Consider the following 16,368-nt stretch of genomic DNA (forward strand, 5'->3'; position numbering starts at 1 on the left):
TCCACCTTTGGTCGGACTGGTCGTCGAGAGAGTCGGAGGCGGCGACCCCGGGCGGTGCTGATCCCGTGTGGGTCAGTCGCGCAGGGTCGCCCCGAATCGCTCGCCGGCACGTCGGACAGCGCCGTCACGGGCCTCGGTGGCCTCGGCAGCGGTCAGCGTGCGGTCCGTGGCACGGAAGCGCAGGGCGAACGTCAGGGACTTCTGTCCCTCGTCCACGCCGGAGCCCCGGTAGTCATCCACGAGCCGAGCATACTCCAACAGGTCTCCGGCGCCAGAGCGCACCGCATCCAGCACGTCACCGGCCGGCACGCCGGCATCGACGACGAGCGAGAGGTCCTGCGTGGCCGCCGGGTAGGAGACGATCGGCGCGACCGCGACGAGTTCCGGGGCCGCGGCGACCAGCGCGTCGAGGTCGAGCTCGACGACCGCCACCACGCGGGGCAGGACAGCGGCCTCGGCCAGTTCGGGCAGGAGCTCACCGGCGACGCCCACCACCGTGCCGTCGACGAGCAGCGACGCGGCACGGCCCGGGTGCAGGGACGGGTGGGTCGTCTGCGCGACGGTGAGTTCCACACCGACGGCCCAGGCGACCTGGCGGGCAACGTCGATCGCGTCGGCGATGCCGAACGGTTCCGCCGTGGTGCCGGGCTGCTTGACGACCCGGTGGCCGGTGAGCAGTGCGGCGACGTGGAAGGGCTGGGCGGGCAGCGAGGCGTCCAGCGCCTCGAGCGTCGCACGGTCGGGCCGGGTGGCGCCCGCCGGGACCTCGTCGGTGCCGAGCGTCACGCCCGTCACCGGCAGGAACACCCGGGACGTCTCGTAGAGCGCGACGTCGACGAGCCCGCGCGACACGTTGCGACGGGCGGCGTCGACCAGGGCCGGAACGCCGCTCCGGCGCAGGAGGTTCTGCTCGCTGTCCAGGGCGTTCGCGAGCACGACGCTCGGTCCGCCCTGCGGGTCGATCCCCGGGTAGGCGTCCTGCGTGGCGGCCGACACGAACGGCGCCGTGACGACCTCGGTCAGGCCCGCCGCCGCCAGCGCCGAGGCGACCCGACGACGAGCCTGCTGGTGCCGGGTCAGGCCACGGCCGGGCGGGGCGACCGGCAGCACGCTCGGGATCCGGTCGTAGCCGACGATGCGCGCGACCTCTTCGACGAGGGTGGTGTCGTCGGTCAGGTCGGGACGCCAGGTGGGCGGCGTGACCGCGAGCTGCTCACCGTCGGTCTCGACCGTCGCGCCGATCGCGCGGAGCGTGTCGATGACCTCGGCGTCGGTGTACTCGACGCCGACGAGCTCGGCCGGACGCGTGAGGCGCATCGTCACGGTCGCCCGCGGCTCGGTGTCGACGAGCGTGGACCCGAGGGCGTCAGCGGTGCCGCCGGCGAGCTCGACGAGGAGCTCGACGGCACGGTTCGCCGCAGCCTCGGCCACCTGCGGGTCGACCCCGCGCTCGAAGCGACGGGATGCCTCGCTGGGGAGCTTGTGGCGACGAGCGGTGCGGGCGACGGAGACCTGGTCGAACCCGGCGGCCTCGATCAGGACGTCGGTGGTGCTCGCCGAGATCTCGGTGCGGGCTCCGCCCATGACGCCGGCGAGGCCGACGGGACCGTCGTCGTCGGTGATGACGAGGTCTTCGGGGTCGAGCTTCCGGACCGTGCCGTCGAGGGTCTCGAGCGTCTCGCCAGCGGTCGCCCGGCGCACGCCGAGGCCGCCCGCGATGGTCTGCAGGTCGTAGCCGTGGAGCGGCTGGCCGAGCTCGAACATGACGTAGTTCGTGATGTCGACGGGCAGGGAGATGGAGCGCACGCCTGCCAGCGAAAGACGCGACACCATCCAGGACGGTGTCTTCGCGGCCGGATCGATCCCGCGGACGACGCGGGTGACGAACGTCGACGCTCCGACCCGACCCCGCACCGGGGCCTGGTCGTCGATCGTGACCCGGAAGCCCTCGGCCGCACGCGGCGCGACGCGGTCGACGGGGTCGTGGAAGCTGGCTCCGGTGGCGTGCGCGTACTCACGGGCGACACCACGCATGCTGAGCACGTAGCCGCGGTCCGGCGTGACGTTGATCTCGACCGCGGCGTCGTCGAGGCCGAGGAGCGCGATGGCGTCGGCACCGACGGTGGGGTCCATGCCGAGGTCGGCGAAGCGCAGGATGCCGTCGTGCTCGTCGCCCAGCCCGAGCTCGCGGGCCGAGGCGATCATGCCGTCGGACACGTGCCCGTAGGTCTTGCGGGCGGCGATCGGGAACGGCCCCGGCAGGACCGCGCCGGGCAGCGTGACGACGACGAGGTCGCCGACGTCGAAGTTGTGCGCGCCGCAGACGATGCCGCGGGGCTCGGCCTCGCCGACGTCCACCTGGCACCAGTTGATGGTCTTGCCGTTCTTCTGCGGCTCAGGGACGCGCTCGAGGACCCGACCGACCACGATGGGACCGGTCAGGTCGAAGGTGTGGACGTCCTCTTCCTCGAAGCCGACCGACACGAGCGCCGCGTGGACGTGCTCGAGGGTGACGTCCTCGGGGAGGTCGACGGACTCACCGAGCCAACGGAGTGGGACGCGCATCAGACCACCGTTCCGAACTGCTGCGAGAAGCGGATGTCGCCCTCGAGGAAGTCACGCATGTCGTTCAGGCCGTTGCGGAACTGCAGCGTCCGCTCGATGCCCATGCCGAACGCGAAGCCCTGGTACTCGTCCGGGTCGATGCCGGCGGCACGCAGGACGTTGGGGTTCACCATGCCGCAGCCACCCCACTCGACCCACCGCGCGCCACCCTTGGCGTTCGGCTGCCAGACGTCCATCTCGGCGCTGGGCTCGGTGAACGGGAAGTAGTTCGGGCGGAGCCGGATCTGCGCCTCGGCGCCGAACATCTGCCGGGCGAAGTGCTCGAGCGTGCCGCGCAGGTGCGCCATCGTCAGGCCCTTGTCGATCGCGATGCCCTCGACCTGGGTGAAGACCGGCAGGTGCGTGGCGTCGAGCTCGTCGGCACGGTAGACGCGACCCGGCGCGATCACGTACAGCGGGAGGTCACGCGACAGCAGCGACCGCACCTGCACCGGCGAGGTGTGGGTGCGCATGACCAGGTGCCGGTCGACGGGCTCGACGAAGATCGTGTCCGCCATGGCCCGGGCCGGGTGGTCCTGGTCGAAGTTCAGCGCGTCGAAGTTGAACCACTCGTGCTCGAGCTCGGGGCCTTCTGCCACTTCCCACCCCATGCCGACGAAGATGTCGGCAACGGCTTCGTTCAGCAGCGAGAGCGGGTGGCGGGAGCCGGTGGCGCGGTGGACCGGCAACGCGGTGACGTCGACGCGCTCGGCTTCGAGCCGTGCGCGTTCCTCGGCCACCGCGAGGACGGATTCCTGCTCGGCGATCGCCGCGTTCACCCGCCCACGGGCCTGCCCGACGAGCTTGCCCGCCGCGGCCTTCTGCTCCGGCGGCACACTGCGCATCGATGCGTTCATCCGCGCCAACGGTGACTGCTCACCGGTGTGCTCGGCCCTGGCCTGCTTCAGTTCGGCGACCGTCGTCGTGGCACGGACGGCGGCGAGGGCCGCGTCCACCGCGTCGGCGACGGCCGATTCGCTGATCTCGAGAGGTTCTGACACGAGACCCAAGCCTACCGGCCGTCGGGATACCACCCACCTGCACCGAGCGGACGGTGGATGACCGATGCCGACGACCGGCCTGGGGAGGGAGGAGCGTCAGCTCCGGAGCGCGAAGGCCGACTCGTACAGGCACACCGACGCAGCGGTGGCGAGGTTCATCGACTCCGCCTGCCCGTAGATCGGCACCTTGACGGCCCGGTCCACGAGCGCCAGGTCGTCGGCGGTGAGTCCGCGGGCCTCGTTGCCGAAGACCCACGCGGTCGGACCGTCGAGCATCCCCTCGGCGCGGACCACCGGCAGGTCGTCGCCGGAGACGTCTGCCGCGAGCACCGTGTAGCCGAGGGCCTTCGCCCGCTCGATCGTGTCGGCCAGGGTCACGCCGACGGACACCGGGACGTGGAACAGGGACCCGGTCGTCGACCGGACGACCTTCGGGTTGTACGGGTCGACCGAGCGTCCGGTCAGCACCACCGCGTCGGCGCCGGCCGCGTCGGCGGCCCGGATGATCGTGCCGGCGTTCCCCGGGTCCCGCACCTCTTCGAGGATGGCGACCAGTCCGGGCAACGCGGCCTGCTCGTCGGACGCATCACGGGCCTCCCGGTCGGCGGCGGCCGCAGCGCGGTCCGGGAAGACGTCCTTCACCGACGTCGGGAACTGCTGGCACACCGCCACCACGCCCTGCGGGGTGACCGTGTCCGCCATGGCGTCGAGCACCTGCTCGGTCACGAACCAGGTGTCCACCGGCGCGTCGTCGAGCCCGTAGCGGGCTGCGGCGGTCGGGGTCACGTAGAGCTCGCGCAGGAGCTCCGGGGCGTACTCCAGGGCTTCGCGGACCGCTTGGGGCCCTTCCAGCAGGAACAGGCCGGTCTCGGCCCGGACGTCCTTCTTGGCCAGGGCCGCAACGGCCTTCACACGTCCGGCACGGGGGTTCTCGAGGAGATCGCTCACGACCCAAGTCTAGGAACGACGAAACCCCCGCCGTGCGGCGGGGGTTTCGCGAGCAGAAGAACTGACTACGCAGCCTTCGGGGCCGAGGTGTCGGCCGGGAGGGCCTTCTTCGCGGTCTCGACGAGCGCGGTGAAGGTCTCGGGGTTGTTCACCGCGAGGTCGGCGAGGATGCGACGGTCGACCTCGACGCCGGCCAGGTTGAGACCCTGGATGAGGCGGTTGTAGGTCAGGCCGTTCGCACGGGACGCAGCGTTGATGCGCTGGATCCAGAGGCGACGGAACTCGCCCTTCTTCGCGTGACGGTCGCGGTACGCGTAGACGAGGGAGTGGGTGACCTGCTCCTTGGCCTTGCGGTACAGGCGCGAACGCTGGCCGCGGTAGCCCTCGGCGCGTTCGAGGATGACGCGGCGCTTCTTGGCGGCGTTGACCGCTCTCTTTACTCGTGCCATTGCACTATTCCTTTACGATCCGGGGGCTCAGTGGCCGAGGAGCTTCTTGACGTTCTTCGCGTCACCCTTGGAGAGGACCTGGTCCTCGTTCAGGCGGGCCTTGCGCTTGGAGCTCTTGACCTCGAGGTTGTGACGCATACCGGCCTGCTGCTTCATGATCTTGCCGGTACCGGTGACCTTGAAGCGCTTCTTCGACCCGGAGTGGGTCTTCTGCTTGGGCATGGTGGTGCCTTTCCGTGGGATGGATGGGGGGCCGCGTCGTTGCGGGTTCGGTCCGGGGACCTATTCGGCCGCGGCGTCCGTGGATTCCGCAGCTGCCTCGGACGTGGAACCGGCCTCGGCCTCGTCCTTGCCCTTCGCGGCGTGCTCGGTGGCACGACGCTCGGCCTTCTGTGCAGCACGCTTGGCGTTCTGCTCGCCCTTGACGTCGGACTTGTTCTTGAGCGGGGCGATGATCATCGTCATGTTGCGACCGTCCTGGGTCGGACGCGACTCGACGACACCGAACTCGGCGATCTCTTCCGCGAACTTCTGGAGGAGACGGACACCCTGCTCCGGACGCGACTGCTCGCGGCCACGGAAGAGGATCATCGCCTTCACCTTGTCGCCGCCGAGGAGGAACCCCTCGGCGCGCTTGCGCTTCGTCTCGTAGTCGTGCACGTCGATCTTCAGGCGGAAACGGACCTCTTTCAGGTCCGTGTTCACCTGGTTGCGACGGGCTTCCTTGGCCTTCTGAGCGGCTTCGTACTTGAACTTGCCGTAGTCCATGATCTTGGCCACGGGCGGCTTCGAGTTCGGCGCGACCTCGACCAGATCCAGTTCGGCTTCCTGCGCGAGACGCAGTGCCATGGCGATCGGGACAACGCCGACCTGCTCACCCTGCGGACCGACGAGTCGGACTTCGGGAACGCGGATTCGGTCGTTGGTACGGGGATCGGTGATGCGGAGCTCCTTCAATCAGGTGGTGGCCGTCCGGGGCGTTTGCCCTGGACGACAGCACGAGAGAGGAGATCTGACGCACGGGATGTCGACCCGTTCGGCAGCCGCCCTGCATCGGATCCGTGGGATCCGACCGACGGGTGCAACACGTGCACTCGCGGAGCGGTGGTGACCCGGTAGCCTGGTGGAACGCGGCCGCGGGTGGGAGAGACTCCTCTTTCGTGACACCGTCCGGGTGTTGTCGAGGATCTTGATCTCAGGAGAACTGATGTCAAGGGAACTGACGGCACACGGACAGCATCTGCCGCGAGCAAGCCTAGCAGAGGAGCACCGTGAGCGACACCCCGATCGACGACACCGGCATCGACGCCGCCAGGGACATCGCGGAGGTGCCCGCGGTCGAACTCATCAACACCGTTGCGGTGCACCTGCTCAGTGCCGCGGCCGTGAAGGTGGGCCTGGCAGACGACCCGCAGGAGCAGACCGACCTGGACGAGGCGCGGAAGCTCATCACCGCGCTGGCCGGCCTGGTCACCGCAGCCGCGACCGAGATCGGCGACCACCACGCCCGTCCGCTCCGCGACGGGCTGCGTTCGCTGCAGCTCGCCTTCCGCGAGGCGTCGGCGATCCCGGACCCGATCGGTGCCGGACCGGGCGAGAAGTACACGGGTCCCGTCAACTAGACGACGCCACCCGGAGACGGACGGGAGGCCCGTGGCGGTGTCGCCACGGGCCTCCCGTCCGTTCGTGGGTCGCGGTCAGGACCCGCTGTCGCCGACCAGGCGCGCGACGGCCGCGAGCGGGATGCCGACCCAGTCGGGTCGGTTGCGGGTCTCGTAGACGACCTCGTAGACCGCCTTGTCGAGCTCGAAGGCGTCGAGCAGTGCGCTGTGGGCGGCGAGGTCCGCGCCGGTGCCCCGCCGGTAGCCCTCGAGGAAGCGTGCCCGCGCCTCGGCCGCCCAGGCGGCCGCGTCGACCGGTTCGGCGTCGTGCGCCAGCGCACCCGCGACGTAGTCGAACGAGCGGAGCATGCCCGCGACGTCGCGCAGGGTGACGTCCGGCAGCGAGCGTTCGTCGAGGGGGCGGAGGGGTTCGCCCTCGAAGTCCAGGAAGACCCAGCCACGGGGATCCGGTGCCGACAGGACCTGTCCGAGGTGCAGGTCACCGTGGATGCGCTGCAGGTCCGGCCACGTCGCGTCGGCGGCACGGGCGTAGACCGCGCGGACGGCGTCGACGTGGTCGGCGACGGCCGGGGCCTCGCGGGCGGCGGTGTCGAGTCGGGCGTGCATCGTCGCGACGGCGGCGTCCCGTCGGGGTGCGTCTGCCGGTTCCGTCGGCAGCGCTCCGGCGAGGGTGCGGTGCACGTCGGCGAGCGCGGTGCCGAGCTGCTCGGCGCGGTCACCGAACGGGGTGCCGGCCTGCGCCTCCTGCAGGGCGACGCGCCAGGCGTCGTCGAGCCCGGGGAGGAACTCCTGGGCGAAGGCGAGGTGGCCCGTCGCCGTGCCGTCCGGGCGTCCGACGTCGGGCCAGTCGGCGCGGAGGGCGCCGTAGACCCGCGGCACGCGCGTGCTGCCCGCCGCCGTGAGGGCGAGCTGCGTGGTCACGTCGGGGTTGTCGCCGTGGTGCAGCACGCGGAAGACCTTGATGATCACGCGGTCGCCGGACTCGGTGTCGCAGATGACCGACGTGTTGGACTGCTCACCCGTCAGGACGCGGGCCGCGGTGACCCGACCGATCGGGCTGAGGCTGTCCGGTGCCGCGTCGATGCGTGCGGCGAGTGCCGACACCCACGCGAGGTCGGTGGTGGCGTCGACGAGCGCGCCGTCGGGGTCGCTGGTGATCGGTGACTGGTAGAGGACGGGGACCGCGGGAGCCTCGTCGAGCACCAGCCGGGTCCCGTCGGCGGTCGAGATCGTCCGGAGGCGTGGCACGGACCCCTTCGAGGCGTACCAGCGGCGGTCGGCGATCCAGGACTCGAGGTCGCGGTCGCTCGGCGTGCTGGTGTCGGGGGCGCTGGTGTCTGCGCTTGTGTCCGCGCGGGTGTCGGGGGCGCTGGGTGCTCCGTCGCTCATGCAGCGGAACCTACGCGCCGGGGCCTGGCGAGGTGCCGAGTCCCCCACAGGACGGGCCGGGCAGGGCTCTGTCCACAGAACCCGCTGCCCCCGGTCTGACACGGGTGCGTCGGACGACACTTGCGGCATGCCCCGATCCGCTGCTGCTCCCGCCCCCGCCGCTGACGCTGCACGTGCACTCCCCGACCCCCGCCGGACCTGGCGGATCCTCGACGACCGCAAGCTCCCCGCACTCGAGCCGTTCGCCGCCGACGTCCGCCGCCACGGAGCGGTGACCGTGCGCGAGACGGTGTGGGACTCCGACGACCGGGTGCTCGCTGCCGAGGGCGTCGTGCTCACACGCTTGCCGGACGACACCTGGACGATCGACCGGGGTGCCCACGGGGTCGGCCTGGAACCGCTCGACTGCGCGTCCGACGATCCACCACGGGATGCCGTCGAGGTGTTCCTGCGTGGTCGTCCGCTGCGGACCGTCCTGGTCCGTGACACCGCCACGACGCTCGTGACCCTCCGGGGCAGGGACGGCCGGGTGCGGGCCGAGGTCGCCGACGTGCGCGTGGACGACGGTGACCCGGACACCACCGTGCTGCGGTCGTCGCGGTGGTGGGCGCTGACGGACGACGGACGCGACGGCGCCACGGCACGAGCGGCCGAACGAGCGCTGCACGACGCGGCGACCGATCCCGTGGACGTCTCGTCGGTTCCGCTCCCCCGCGGCCCCGAGCCCGCCCCGGAACGGCGACGCGGCCGAGTGAAGCGCCCCCGGCCGGACACCGCCGCCGGGTTCGTCCTGCGGGTGCTCGATGCCCTGCGGCGTGACCTCGTCGCGGCGGACCCCCGGGTACGAGCCGACGAGCCCGAGGCCGTGCACGACCTGCGGAAGGTGCTGCGCCGCCTGCGGAGCGTGCTCGCGGCGTTCCGCGGCGCGCTCGACCGTCAGGCGACCGAGGAACTCCGTGCCGCCCTGGCCGAGACCGGACGGATCGCCGGGACCGCTCGCGACGCCGAGGTGCTGCACGCCGGCCTGTCCCGGTCGGCGGCACACGCCCCCGACGGGTACGTGGACGCCGAGACCCTGGACCGCATCGCTTCAGAGACCGCGGAACGTCGCAGCGTCGCTGCGGCCGAACTCCGGCGAGCGCTGCGTTCCGATGCCTGGTTCCGGACGCTCGACGCCCTCGACGACCTGCTGCTGCGCGCGCCGGCCGGCCCGCACGCGGACGACGATGCGGCCGCGTTCGCCACCGGGCGCATCCGGCACGAGCGGGCACGCGTCGGTCGGCTGCTGGGTGATCCCAGCGATGACCTCGACACCCTGCACGAGGTCCGGAAGGCCGCGCGCCGGTTGCGCTACGCCCTGCAGGCGGCCGGTGACGTGCCCGACGTCGGGAAGCGCCGACTCGGTCGACTGCGACGGGTGCAGGAGACCCTCGGCGAGACGCTCGACGCCGCACACGCAGCCGATGCGTACCGACGGCTGGCCGCCGTGGCAGCGCAGCACGGCCAGGACACGTTCGGGTACGGCGTCCTGGCGACGACCGAGCAGGCGGCCAGCACGCAGGGCCTGCACCGATCGCGGAAGCTGCTCGCGCGGCTCTGACCGGGTGCGAGAATCGGGCCGTGCCGCACTACTTCGAGGACCTCGCTGCCGGACAGACCTTCACGACGCCGGGGCGCACCATCACCGAGGCGGACGTGGTGTCGTTCGCCTCGTGGACGAACGACAACAACCAGGTGCACACGGACGTCGAGTTCGCGGGGAAGACCCGGTACGGGCAGCGGATCGTGCACGGGTTGCTCGGCACCTCGCTGTGCCTCGGGCTCATCGCGCGCACGGGCGTCTTCGAGGGGTCCGCGGTGGCACTGCTCGGGATCGACCAGTGGCGGTTCACCGAGCCCGTGTTCATCGGCGACACCGTGACCTGCACCGTCGAGGTCCTCGGCACCCGGCTGACGAGCTCGGGAACGACCGGGATCGTCGAACGAGCGGTGGCCCTGCGGAACCAGCACGGCGTGGTCGTCCAGCAGGGACGGATGGACGTCATGGTGCTCACGCGCGACGCCGCGATCGGCTGAGCGACCGCTCGACGAGCGCCCCGCGGAACCTGCTCCACGCGATCCCGGCTCCCTGTTCACAACGAGCCCTTTACAACGATGTACCCGCACGGGAGCATGGACGCATGAGCACGCTCGACGGCATCGTGGCCGCACCTGACTCCGCTTCCGCCCCCGGCCTCCCCCTCGCTTCGCGGCAGGACGGCACGTACCCCCGGCCGCAGATGCTCCGCACCGCCTGGGCCGACCTCGACGGCACGTGGTCGTTCCGGAACGACGGCGACGACGACGCCTGGCGCACCGGCTTCACCGACGCCCGGGACATCGTCGTCCCGTTCCCGCCCGAGTCCCCGGCCTCGGGCATCGACGAGCCCGGATTCCACCCGGTGGTCTGGTACTCCCGCGCGATCACTCGCTCCGAGCTCGACGCCGCCGGGTTCGGCACCGGCGCGCCCCGGCTCGTGCTGCACTTCGGCGCCGTCGACCACCGCGCCCGCGTCTGGATCGACGGGCAGTTCATCGGCGGGCACGAGGGCGGCCACACCCCGTTCTCCTTCGACGTCACCGAGGCGCTGACCACGGACCCCGACGCCGTGCACACCCTGGTGGTCCGCGCCGAGGACGACCCGCACGACCTGACCCAGCCGCGCGGCAAGCAGGACTGGCACGAGGACCCGCACGCGATCTGGTACCGCCGGACCACCGGGATCTGGCAGACGGTCTGGCTCGAGGCCGTGCCGACCGCCTCGATCGCGTCCCTGCGCTGGACGAACGTCGACCACGCGACCATGCGGCTGACCGTCCGGCTCGACGGTCACCGCACCGGCGGCGAGCGCCTGCGCGTCGAGGCCCGCTGGGACGACCGCGACGAGCACCTCGCCACGATCGAGACCACCGTCGGCGAGACCGGGGACGAGTTCGACGTGGTCGTGCCGATCGCGCGGCAGACGAACGGGCAGGCCGAGGACGAGCTGCACTGGACGCCGGACACGCCCCGGCTGATCGACGCCACGGTCACGCTGCTGCCGCGCTCCGGCAACGGCACGACGGTGGGCACGGGCGCGCTCGACGCCGTCGCCAGCTACTTCGGGATCCGGACGGTCGGGGTCGACGGCGGCGCGTTCCTGCTCAACGGCCGACGCCACGACGTCCGCAGCGTCCTGAACCAGGGCTACTGGCCCGAGTCGCACATCGCCGCCCCGTCCCGCCAGGCACTCCGCCGCGAGGTCGAACTCATCAAGGAGCTCGGCTTCAACGCGGCCCGCAACCACCAGAAGATCGAGGACCCGCGGTTCCTGTACTGGGCCGACCGGCTCGGACTCCTGGTGTGGGGCGAGGCCCCCGGCGCCTACGCGTTCTCCCCCCGCGCCGTGCAGCGTCTGATGCGTGAGTGGATGGACGCCGTCGAGCGTGACGCCTCGCACCCGTCGATCGTCACGTGGGTGCCCGCCAACGAGAGCTGGGGTGTGCAGCACATCGCCACCGACCCGGCCCAGCAGGCCTACGCCCGGGCCCTCGCGGACGTCACGCGGGCGTTGGACCCGACGCGTCCGGTGATCTCGAACGACGGGTGGGAGCACACGAACTCCGACATCGTCACGATCCACGACTACGAGGGCGACGGGCCCCGGCTCGCGGCCACCTACGCGGACGAGACCGCACGGATCCGGCTGCTCGGTGGCATCGGCCCGGCGGACCGCCGCATCCTGGTCGGCGGCGCCGAGGACCTCGGCCAGCCGGTCATGCTCACCGAGTTCGGCGGCGTGAACTACCAGCCGGGCGTCCAGCGTGAGGACGGCTGGGGGTACACGTCGGCCACTGACGGCGACGACTGGGTCGCCCGCATCACCGCGCTGTACGACGCGATCCGCGCGAGCTCGTTCCTCGCCGGGTCCTGCTACACGCAGCTCACCGACACCATGCAGGAGACGAACGGCCTGCTCAACGCAGACCGCTCCCCGAAGGTCCCGATCGAGCAGATCCGTCGCGCGGTCACGGGGCGCTAGCCGGGAGGCCCGCACTTCGTGAGCAGGAATGGTCGGGTCCGGCAGGCGGACCCGACCATTCCTGCTCACGATGCACACGGGTTGGCTCGCGCCGGGCGGTGGCTGCCCGCGATGCGGGGCGCGGCCTGCGATCTGGGAGGATCGGGCGGGTGACGAGCGTGGCGGAAGCGAGCCGGGCCTCCAGGCGGGGGTTCCGCAGCCTGCTGACCGAGCGGCGCAGCGCCTGGACCGCACCGCTGCTGATCTGGGCGGGCTCGCGGGTCGTCAGCACGGTGCTGCTGGCGACCGTGTACCTGCTGGCGACCGCGAACGGCTGGCCGTTCGCCTCGTACCGACAGGACCCCTCGTTCTTCACGTTCTCGGGCTCGTGGGACGCCTCGTTCTACCGGACCATCGCCGAGCACGGGTACCCGGCAACACTGCCGGTCGACGACTCCGGGCACGTCCTGCCGAACGCGTGGGCGTTCCTGCCCGTGTTCCCCGCGGTGGTGCGGGTCGTGATGACGCTGACCGGCGCCTCGTTCTGGGTCGCCGGGGTCGTGGTGGCGTCGATCGCCGGAGCGGGCGCCTGCGTGCTGCTGTACCGGCTGGTGCTCGCCGTCGGCTGCTCGCACCGGGCCCGCTGGGCGACGGCCCTGTTCGCGTTCGCGCCGACGGGGTTCCTGCTGCAGGTCGCCTACGCGGAGAGCCTGCTGCTCGTGATGCTGTTCGGTGCCCTGCTCGCCCTGGTCCGGCGACGGTACTGGCTGATTGCGCCGCTCGGTGTCGTGGCGGCGTTCACGAAGCCCGGGGTCCTCGCGCTGGCGCTGGCACTGGCCGTGCACCTGGTCTTGCGGTGGGTGGCGTGGCGCCGGCAGCAGGACGCGTTCCCGTGGCGCGACCGGATCGCGATCGTGGTGACCGGCCTGGTCGTCGCGGCTGCCGGACTGGCGTGGCCCGTCGTCGCGACGGCCATGACCGGGCGACCGAACGCGTACCTGGACACCGAGCTGTCGTGGTGGGTGGGGTTCGTCGGCCGGCAGCACTTCGCGCCGCTGACGCCGTGGTTCACGATGGCGTCGACGTGGCTCGGGCCGCTCGGCATCGTGCTCGTCGTCGTGGTGCTCGCCGCCGCGGTGTGGTTCTTCTCACGCAGGAGCACCAGGGCCCTGGGTACCGACGTGCTCGCGTTCACGGCCTCCTACGGGCTGTACCTGGTGGCGGTGTTCCTGCCGCAGCAGTCGTTGCCGCGGTTGCTCATGCCGATGGCGCCGCTGCTCGGCTCGGACGTCTTCGTGGGGACACGGCGGCGGGCGGTGACGTGGCTGATCGTCGGGGTGTGCCTGCAGCCGGTCGCGGTCGTGCTGCTGTGGTTCCTCGGGTACCCGTGAGCGGCGCTGGTCAGTCGGCGCTGCAAAACACCGGTGTTCGCCGGTTGAACACGCGCAGACCGCGGTGCGAAGTGCGAACACCGGTGTCTTGCGGGCCGCGACAGCGCTACGCGTCGAACGTGTGGAACCAGGCCGATCCGCCGGGGTGCTGCACCGTGATCATCTCGTCGAGGTCGCGGTAGGGGCCGTCCTGGTTGTGGCTCGCCGACTTGATGCGGATGGTGCCGTCGGGTTCGGTGAAGACCTCGGACACGATGGTGGTGTGGTCCGGTGACCCGTTTGCGTTCCAGTCGAAGAACACGATGTCGCCGACCTGCACCTTGTCGCGCTCGTCCGACGACCGCCGGGTGAGCCCGAACTCCGCCGCGTTGGTCTCGAGCCACGGGTCCATCGTCGGGCAGTAGGTCCACGTCGCACTGTGCTCGGCACCGGCCGCGCGGTTGTACCAGTCGGACCGCTGCTCCCACCCGCGGGCGATGAGCGTCTGGCTGACGTAGTTCGCGCAGTCGCCGCCGATCGGGTTCATTGTGCCGTACTCGGCGAGGTTGTAGTCCTTCCAGTACCGCATCGCGTAGGCGAGCTGCCGGTCGACGTCGGTCAGTGCGGCGTAGGCCAGGGTGGTCGAGGCGACCGCGCTGCCCGCAGCGGGCGTCGCGGCGGCGGTCGGGGTCGGCGTGGTCGTCGCGGTGTCCTGGGTGGCGCCGCTCTGCCCGTCGTTCGCGGCGCTGCCGTTGCCGTCAGAGGACTGGTTCGCCGACGCGGTGGGCTCGATCACCGAGGTGAAGAGCGCGACGTCGGCGTCACCGGCCGTGTACATCGCCTGGTGCGGGGCCGTGAAGGTCACCTTCGACGCGGTCGCCGTGACGTCGCGCGCAGCAACACCGCCGACGGTGACGCCCTTGACGGCGGCGAGTCCGGTCCCCGTCACGGTGATCGTGACGCCACCGGCGAGCGGGACCTGCGCCGGAGTGACGGCCTTCGCGACGGACTTCGCCGTCGGGGTGGACGATGCGTCCCCACCCCCGGAGCTCCCACGCCCGCCGCCCGAGCCCTTGCCCGAGTCGCCGCCCTTGTCGCTGCCGGAAGAGCACGCCGCGACGGCGAGCCCGATCCCGGCGACGCCGGCGAGGGACAGGAGTGCGCGGCGGTTCATCGAGGCAGTCATGACACGACCAGCGTAAGCGACACCTCCGTCGTTCCGACACGGCATGATCGTCTTCGGGGGCGAGCGTCCTCCGTGTCCCAGCGGAGCCGTTCGGAAGGAACACACATGCCCGAGAGCCACGACTTCTTCGTCGCCACCGACCCCGAGACCGCCCGTGCCCAGGTGCGTGAGGCGCTGTCACGCGAGGGCTACACCGTCGACGACGCCGAGCAGGGGGCACTCCGTGCGACCCGCGGCAGCCTCGGCCTGACGCTCCTCATCGGCGGCATGGCGAACGACCGCACGTTCCACACCCGCCTCGACGTGCAGATCATGATCGCCCCGGACGGCCGCACGGTCGCCCGACTGCTGCGCGGCTCGGGCAAGTCCGCGATCAAGGGTGGAGCGCTCGGCATCTCGCGCGGCAACCGTGCTTTCGAGCAGGCCGCGAACGCGATCCACACCACCTTCGCGCAGTCCGGCGTGCTGACGGAGAGCATCGCCGGCTGACACGTCGACGTCGGGGCCGGGTCCGACGCGACCCGCAGACGGACGGGAGGCCCGGTGCCAGCTGGCACCGGGCCTCCCGTCTATCACGACGTCACGACGTCACGGCAGTGCGATCACGTGCAGGAGACGTTGCGGTCGATGCTGCCGGACCCGTAGGGCACCACGACCTGGACCATCGCGATGGTGCCACCGGGCAACGGGGTGCCGGAGCAGGCCTTGCGCGCCTTGGTGACCGTGCTCTTGCCGAGCGCGATCCAGTTCGACCGGCCGTAGAGCGGGCTGTTCGACTTGACCGTGCCGGCGATGGTCTTCCACTGCGAAGTGGTCGAGTAGAGGCCGATCCGCTTCACGCCGGCGGTCTTGAGCCCGACGATCATGCCCTGCATCGCCGCCCGGTTCTGGGCGGTGTCGCGCTGGTAGGACAGACCCGTCTCGACGTCGATCCACCAGCGGTAGGCGGACGGGTTCGGGACGCCACGGCTCTGGACGTCGTCGTACCCACGGGCGTAGCCGTACATGAACGAGCACGCCAGGGTGACCTGCTTCTTGCCGCCCTTGGTCACGCACTTGCCGAACGGGTTGGTGGGCACCGTGTTCTGGTACCGGTTCGACGTGGGCCAGACCGACGCCTTGAGGCCCGGGTTGGCGAACAGCGCGTACAGCTGCGTCTTCGGTTGGGCCGAACCCCCGACGGACTTCGCCGACCAGGCGAGCTGTTCGGCGAGGCACGGGTTCGTGGTGTTGCCGAGGGACTCGTTGACGCCCACGATGCCGAACGCCTGGTCGGTCGGCACCTGGCTGCCGCACTGCGGCCAGGAGATGTCGACACCCAGCGGCGTGACCGCTGCGGATGCACCCGACGACGGGCCGGCGACGGCGATGCCGGCGGCCACCACCACCGTGGTCGCGATGGTCGCGACGAGACGACTGATACGGAACATGCTCTCCCCCTGATCGGGCCGAACCGGTCGGCCGCGCCCCACCGGCGCACGGGGAGTCTAGGGCGGTGCGTTGGACAACACACCACCCCTGTCCGTGAACTGTGCCGAACGATCCACCTGGTTCGGCCTGTGGAGGACGATCCCCTCCACACGACCGCCAACGACAGAACGGCCCGGAACCTGTGGGTTCCGGGCCGTTCTCGTGGTTGCTACCTGGTGGAGCTAAGGGGATTCGAACCCCTGACCTTCTCATTGCGAACGAGACGCGCTACCAACTGCGCCATAGCCCCAAGTGCTCGACCACACTAGCACCCTCGTTCGGCCCAGCC

Annotated in this window: 15 protein-coding genes and 1 tRNA gene; 6 read left to right on the forward strand and 10 right to left on the reverse strand. The window is 71.2% G+C overall.

All coding sequences use genetic code 11. The features are described 5' to 3' along the window. Window positions 1-72 precede the first annotated feature (72 nt). The 6 genes from pheT to infC all read right to left on the reverse strand — a co-directional run bounded on the left by pheT (window position 73) and on the right by infC (window position 5,959). Entirely contained in the window at window positions 73-2,565 is a 2,493-nt protein-coding gene (gene pheT, locus DEI96_RS15275) for a phenylalanine--tRNA ligase subunit beta (protein ID WP_111025014.1), read from the reverse strand. After that, on the reverse strand, window positions 2,565-3,605 hold the full coding sequence (pheS, locus tag DEI96_RS15280) for a phenylalanine--tRNA ligase subunit alpha (RefSeq protein WP_027466550.1): 1,041 nt from the start codon (window positions 3,603-3,605) through the stop codon (window positions 2,565-2,567). Before pheS ends, pheT begins: the two co-directional genes overlap by 1 nt. A 96-nt stretch (window positions 3,606-3,701) precedes the next feature. Further along, on the reverse strand, window positions 3,702-4,553 hold the full coding sequence (locus tag DEI96_RS15285) for a TrmH family RNA methyltransferase (protein WP_071405146.1): 852 nt from the start codon (window positions 4,551-4,553) through the stop codon (window positions 3,702-3,704). A gap of 65 nt (window positions 4,554-4,618) precedes the next feature. Next, a complete protein-coding gene (gene rplT, locus DEI96_RS15290; RefSeq protein WP_017887975.1) occupies window positions 4,619-5,002 on the reverse strand; it encodes a 50S ribosomal protein L20 in 384 nt (127 codons plus the stop codon). A 27-nt stretch (window positions 5,003-5,029) separates the two neighbouring features. Then, window positions 5,030-5,224, reverse strand: coding sequence for a 50S ribosomal protein L35 (rpmI, locus tag DEI96_RS15295; protein WP_017887976.1), 195 nt, complete (start codon window positions 5,222-5,224; stop codon window positions 5,030-5,032). Between the two features lie 60 nt (window positions 5,225-5,284). Continuing rightward, complete coding sequence (gene infC / locus DEI96_RS15300; protein WP_081827403.1) at window positions 5,285-5,959, reverse strand: translation initiation factor IF-3; 675 nt, start codon at window positions 5,957-5,959, stop codon at window positions 5,285-5,287. Window positions 5,960-6,273: 314 nt separating this feature from the next. On the opposite strand from infC, the gene DEI96_RS15305 reads away from it, so the two are divergent. Continuing rightward, window positions 6,274-6,624, forward strand: a complete 351-nt coding sequence (locus DEI96_RS15305) for a DUF1844 domain-containing protein (RefSeq protein WP_027466553.1) — start codon at window positions 6,274-6,276, stop codon at window positions 6,622-6,624. Window positions 6,625-6,699: 75 nt separating this feature from the next. Here DEI96_RS15305 and DEI96_RS15310 read toward each other — a convergent pair whose 3' ends face one another. After that, a complete protein-coding gene (locus tag DEI96_RS15310) occupies window positions 6,700-8,013 on the reverse strand; it encodes a phosphotransferase (RefSeq protein ID WP_220039152.1) in 1,314 nt (437 codons plus the stop codon). Window positions 8,014-8,140: 127 nt separating this feature from the next. Here DEI96_RS15310 and DEI96_RS15315 point away from each other — a divergent pair, with 127 nt between their 5' ends. From DEI96_RS15315 to DEI96_RS15330, 4 genes are all read left to right on the forward strand, one after another. After that, window positions 8,141-9,613, forward strand: coding sequence for a CHAD domain-containing protein (locus DEI96_RS15315; protein WP_284183614.1), 1,473 nt, complete (start codon window positions 8,141-8,143; stop codon window positions 9,611-9,613). A 20-nt stretch (window positions 9,614-9,633) separates the two neighbouring features. Further along, a complete protein-coding gene (locus DEI96_RS15320; protein WP_111024335.1) occupies window positions 9,634-10,089 on the forward strand; it encodes a MaoC/PaaZ C-terminal domain-containing protein in 456 nt (151 codons plus the stop codon). Window positions 10,090-10,193: 104 nt separating this feature from the next. Then, window positions 10,194-12,074, forward strand: coding sequence for a glycoside hydrolase family 2 protein (locus DEI96_RS15325; RefSeq protein WP_111024334.1), 1,881 nt, complete (start codon window positions 10,194-10,196; stop codon window positions 12,072-12,074). A gap of 149 nt (window positions 12,075-12,223) precedes the next feature. Beyond that, window positions 12,224-13,444: a putative hexosyltransferase gene (locus DEI96_RS15330; RefSeq protein WP_181440565.1), complete on the forward strand. Its 1,221-nt coding sequence runs from the start codon at window positions 12,224-12,226 to the stop codon at window positions 13,442-13,444. Between the two features lie 106 nt (window positions 13,445-13,550). On the opposite strand, the gene DEI96_RS15335 is transcribed toward DEI96_RS15330, so the two are convergent. Beyond that, the gene (locus DEI96_RS15335) at window positions 13,551-14,609 is read right to left on the reverse strand and encodes an amidase domain-containing protein (protein WP_258372920.1); all 1,059 of its coding nucleotides are present in this window, start codon (window positions 14,607-14,609) and stop codon (window positions 13,551-13,553) included. Window positions 14,610-14,714: 105 nt separating this feature from the next. Here DEI96_RS15335 and DEI96_RS15340 point away from each other — a divergent pair, with 105 nt between their 5' ends. Beyond that, window positions 14,715-15,098, forward strand: coding sequence for a response regulator (locus DEI96_RS15340; RefSeq protein WP_071405149.1), 384 nt, complete (start codon window positions 14,715-14,717; stop codon window positions 15,096-15,098). Between the two features lie 113 nt (window positions 15,099-15,211). Here the strand turns inward: DEI96_RS15340 and DEI96_RS15345 are convergent, their stop codons facing one another. Together DEI96_RS15345 and DEI96_RS15350 are read right to left on the reverse strand one after the other, a co-directional pair. Continuing rightward, entirely contained in the window at window positions 15,212-16,039 is an 828-nt protein-coding gene (locus DEI96_RS15345) for a glycoside hydrolase family 25 domain-containing protein (RefSeq protein WP_071404019.1), read from the reverse strand. 214 nt (window positions 16,040-16,253) lie between these two features. Beyond that, window positions 16,254-16,329: transfer RNA gene (locus DEI96_RS15350), tRNA-Ala, on the reverse strand. Between the last annotated feature and the right edge of the window lie 39 nt (window positions 16,330-16,368).

The organism is Curtobacterium sp. MCLR17_031 (genome assembly GCF_003234775.2).
Classification (GTDB): Bacteria; Actinomycetota; Actinomycetes; order Actinomycetales; family Microbacteriaceae; genus Curtobacterium; species Curtobacterium flaccumfaciens.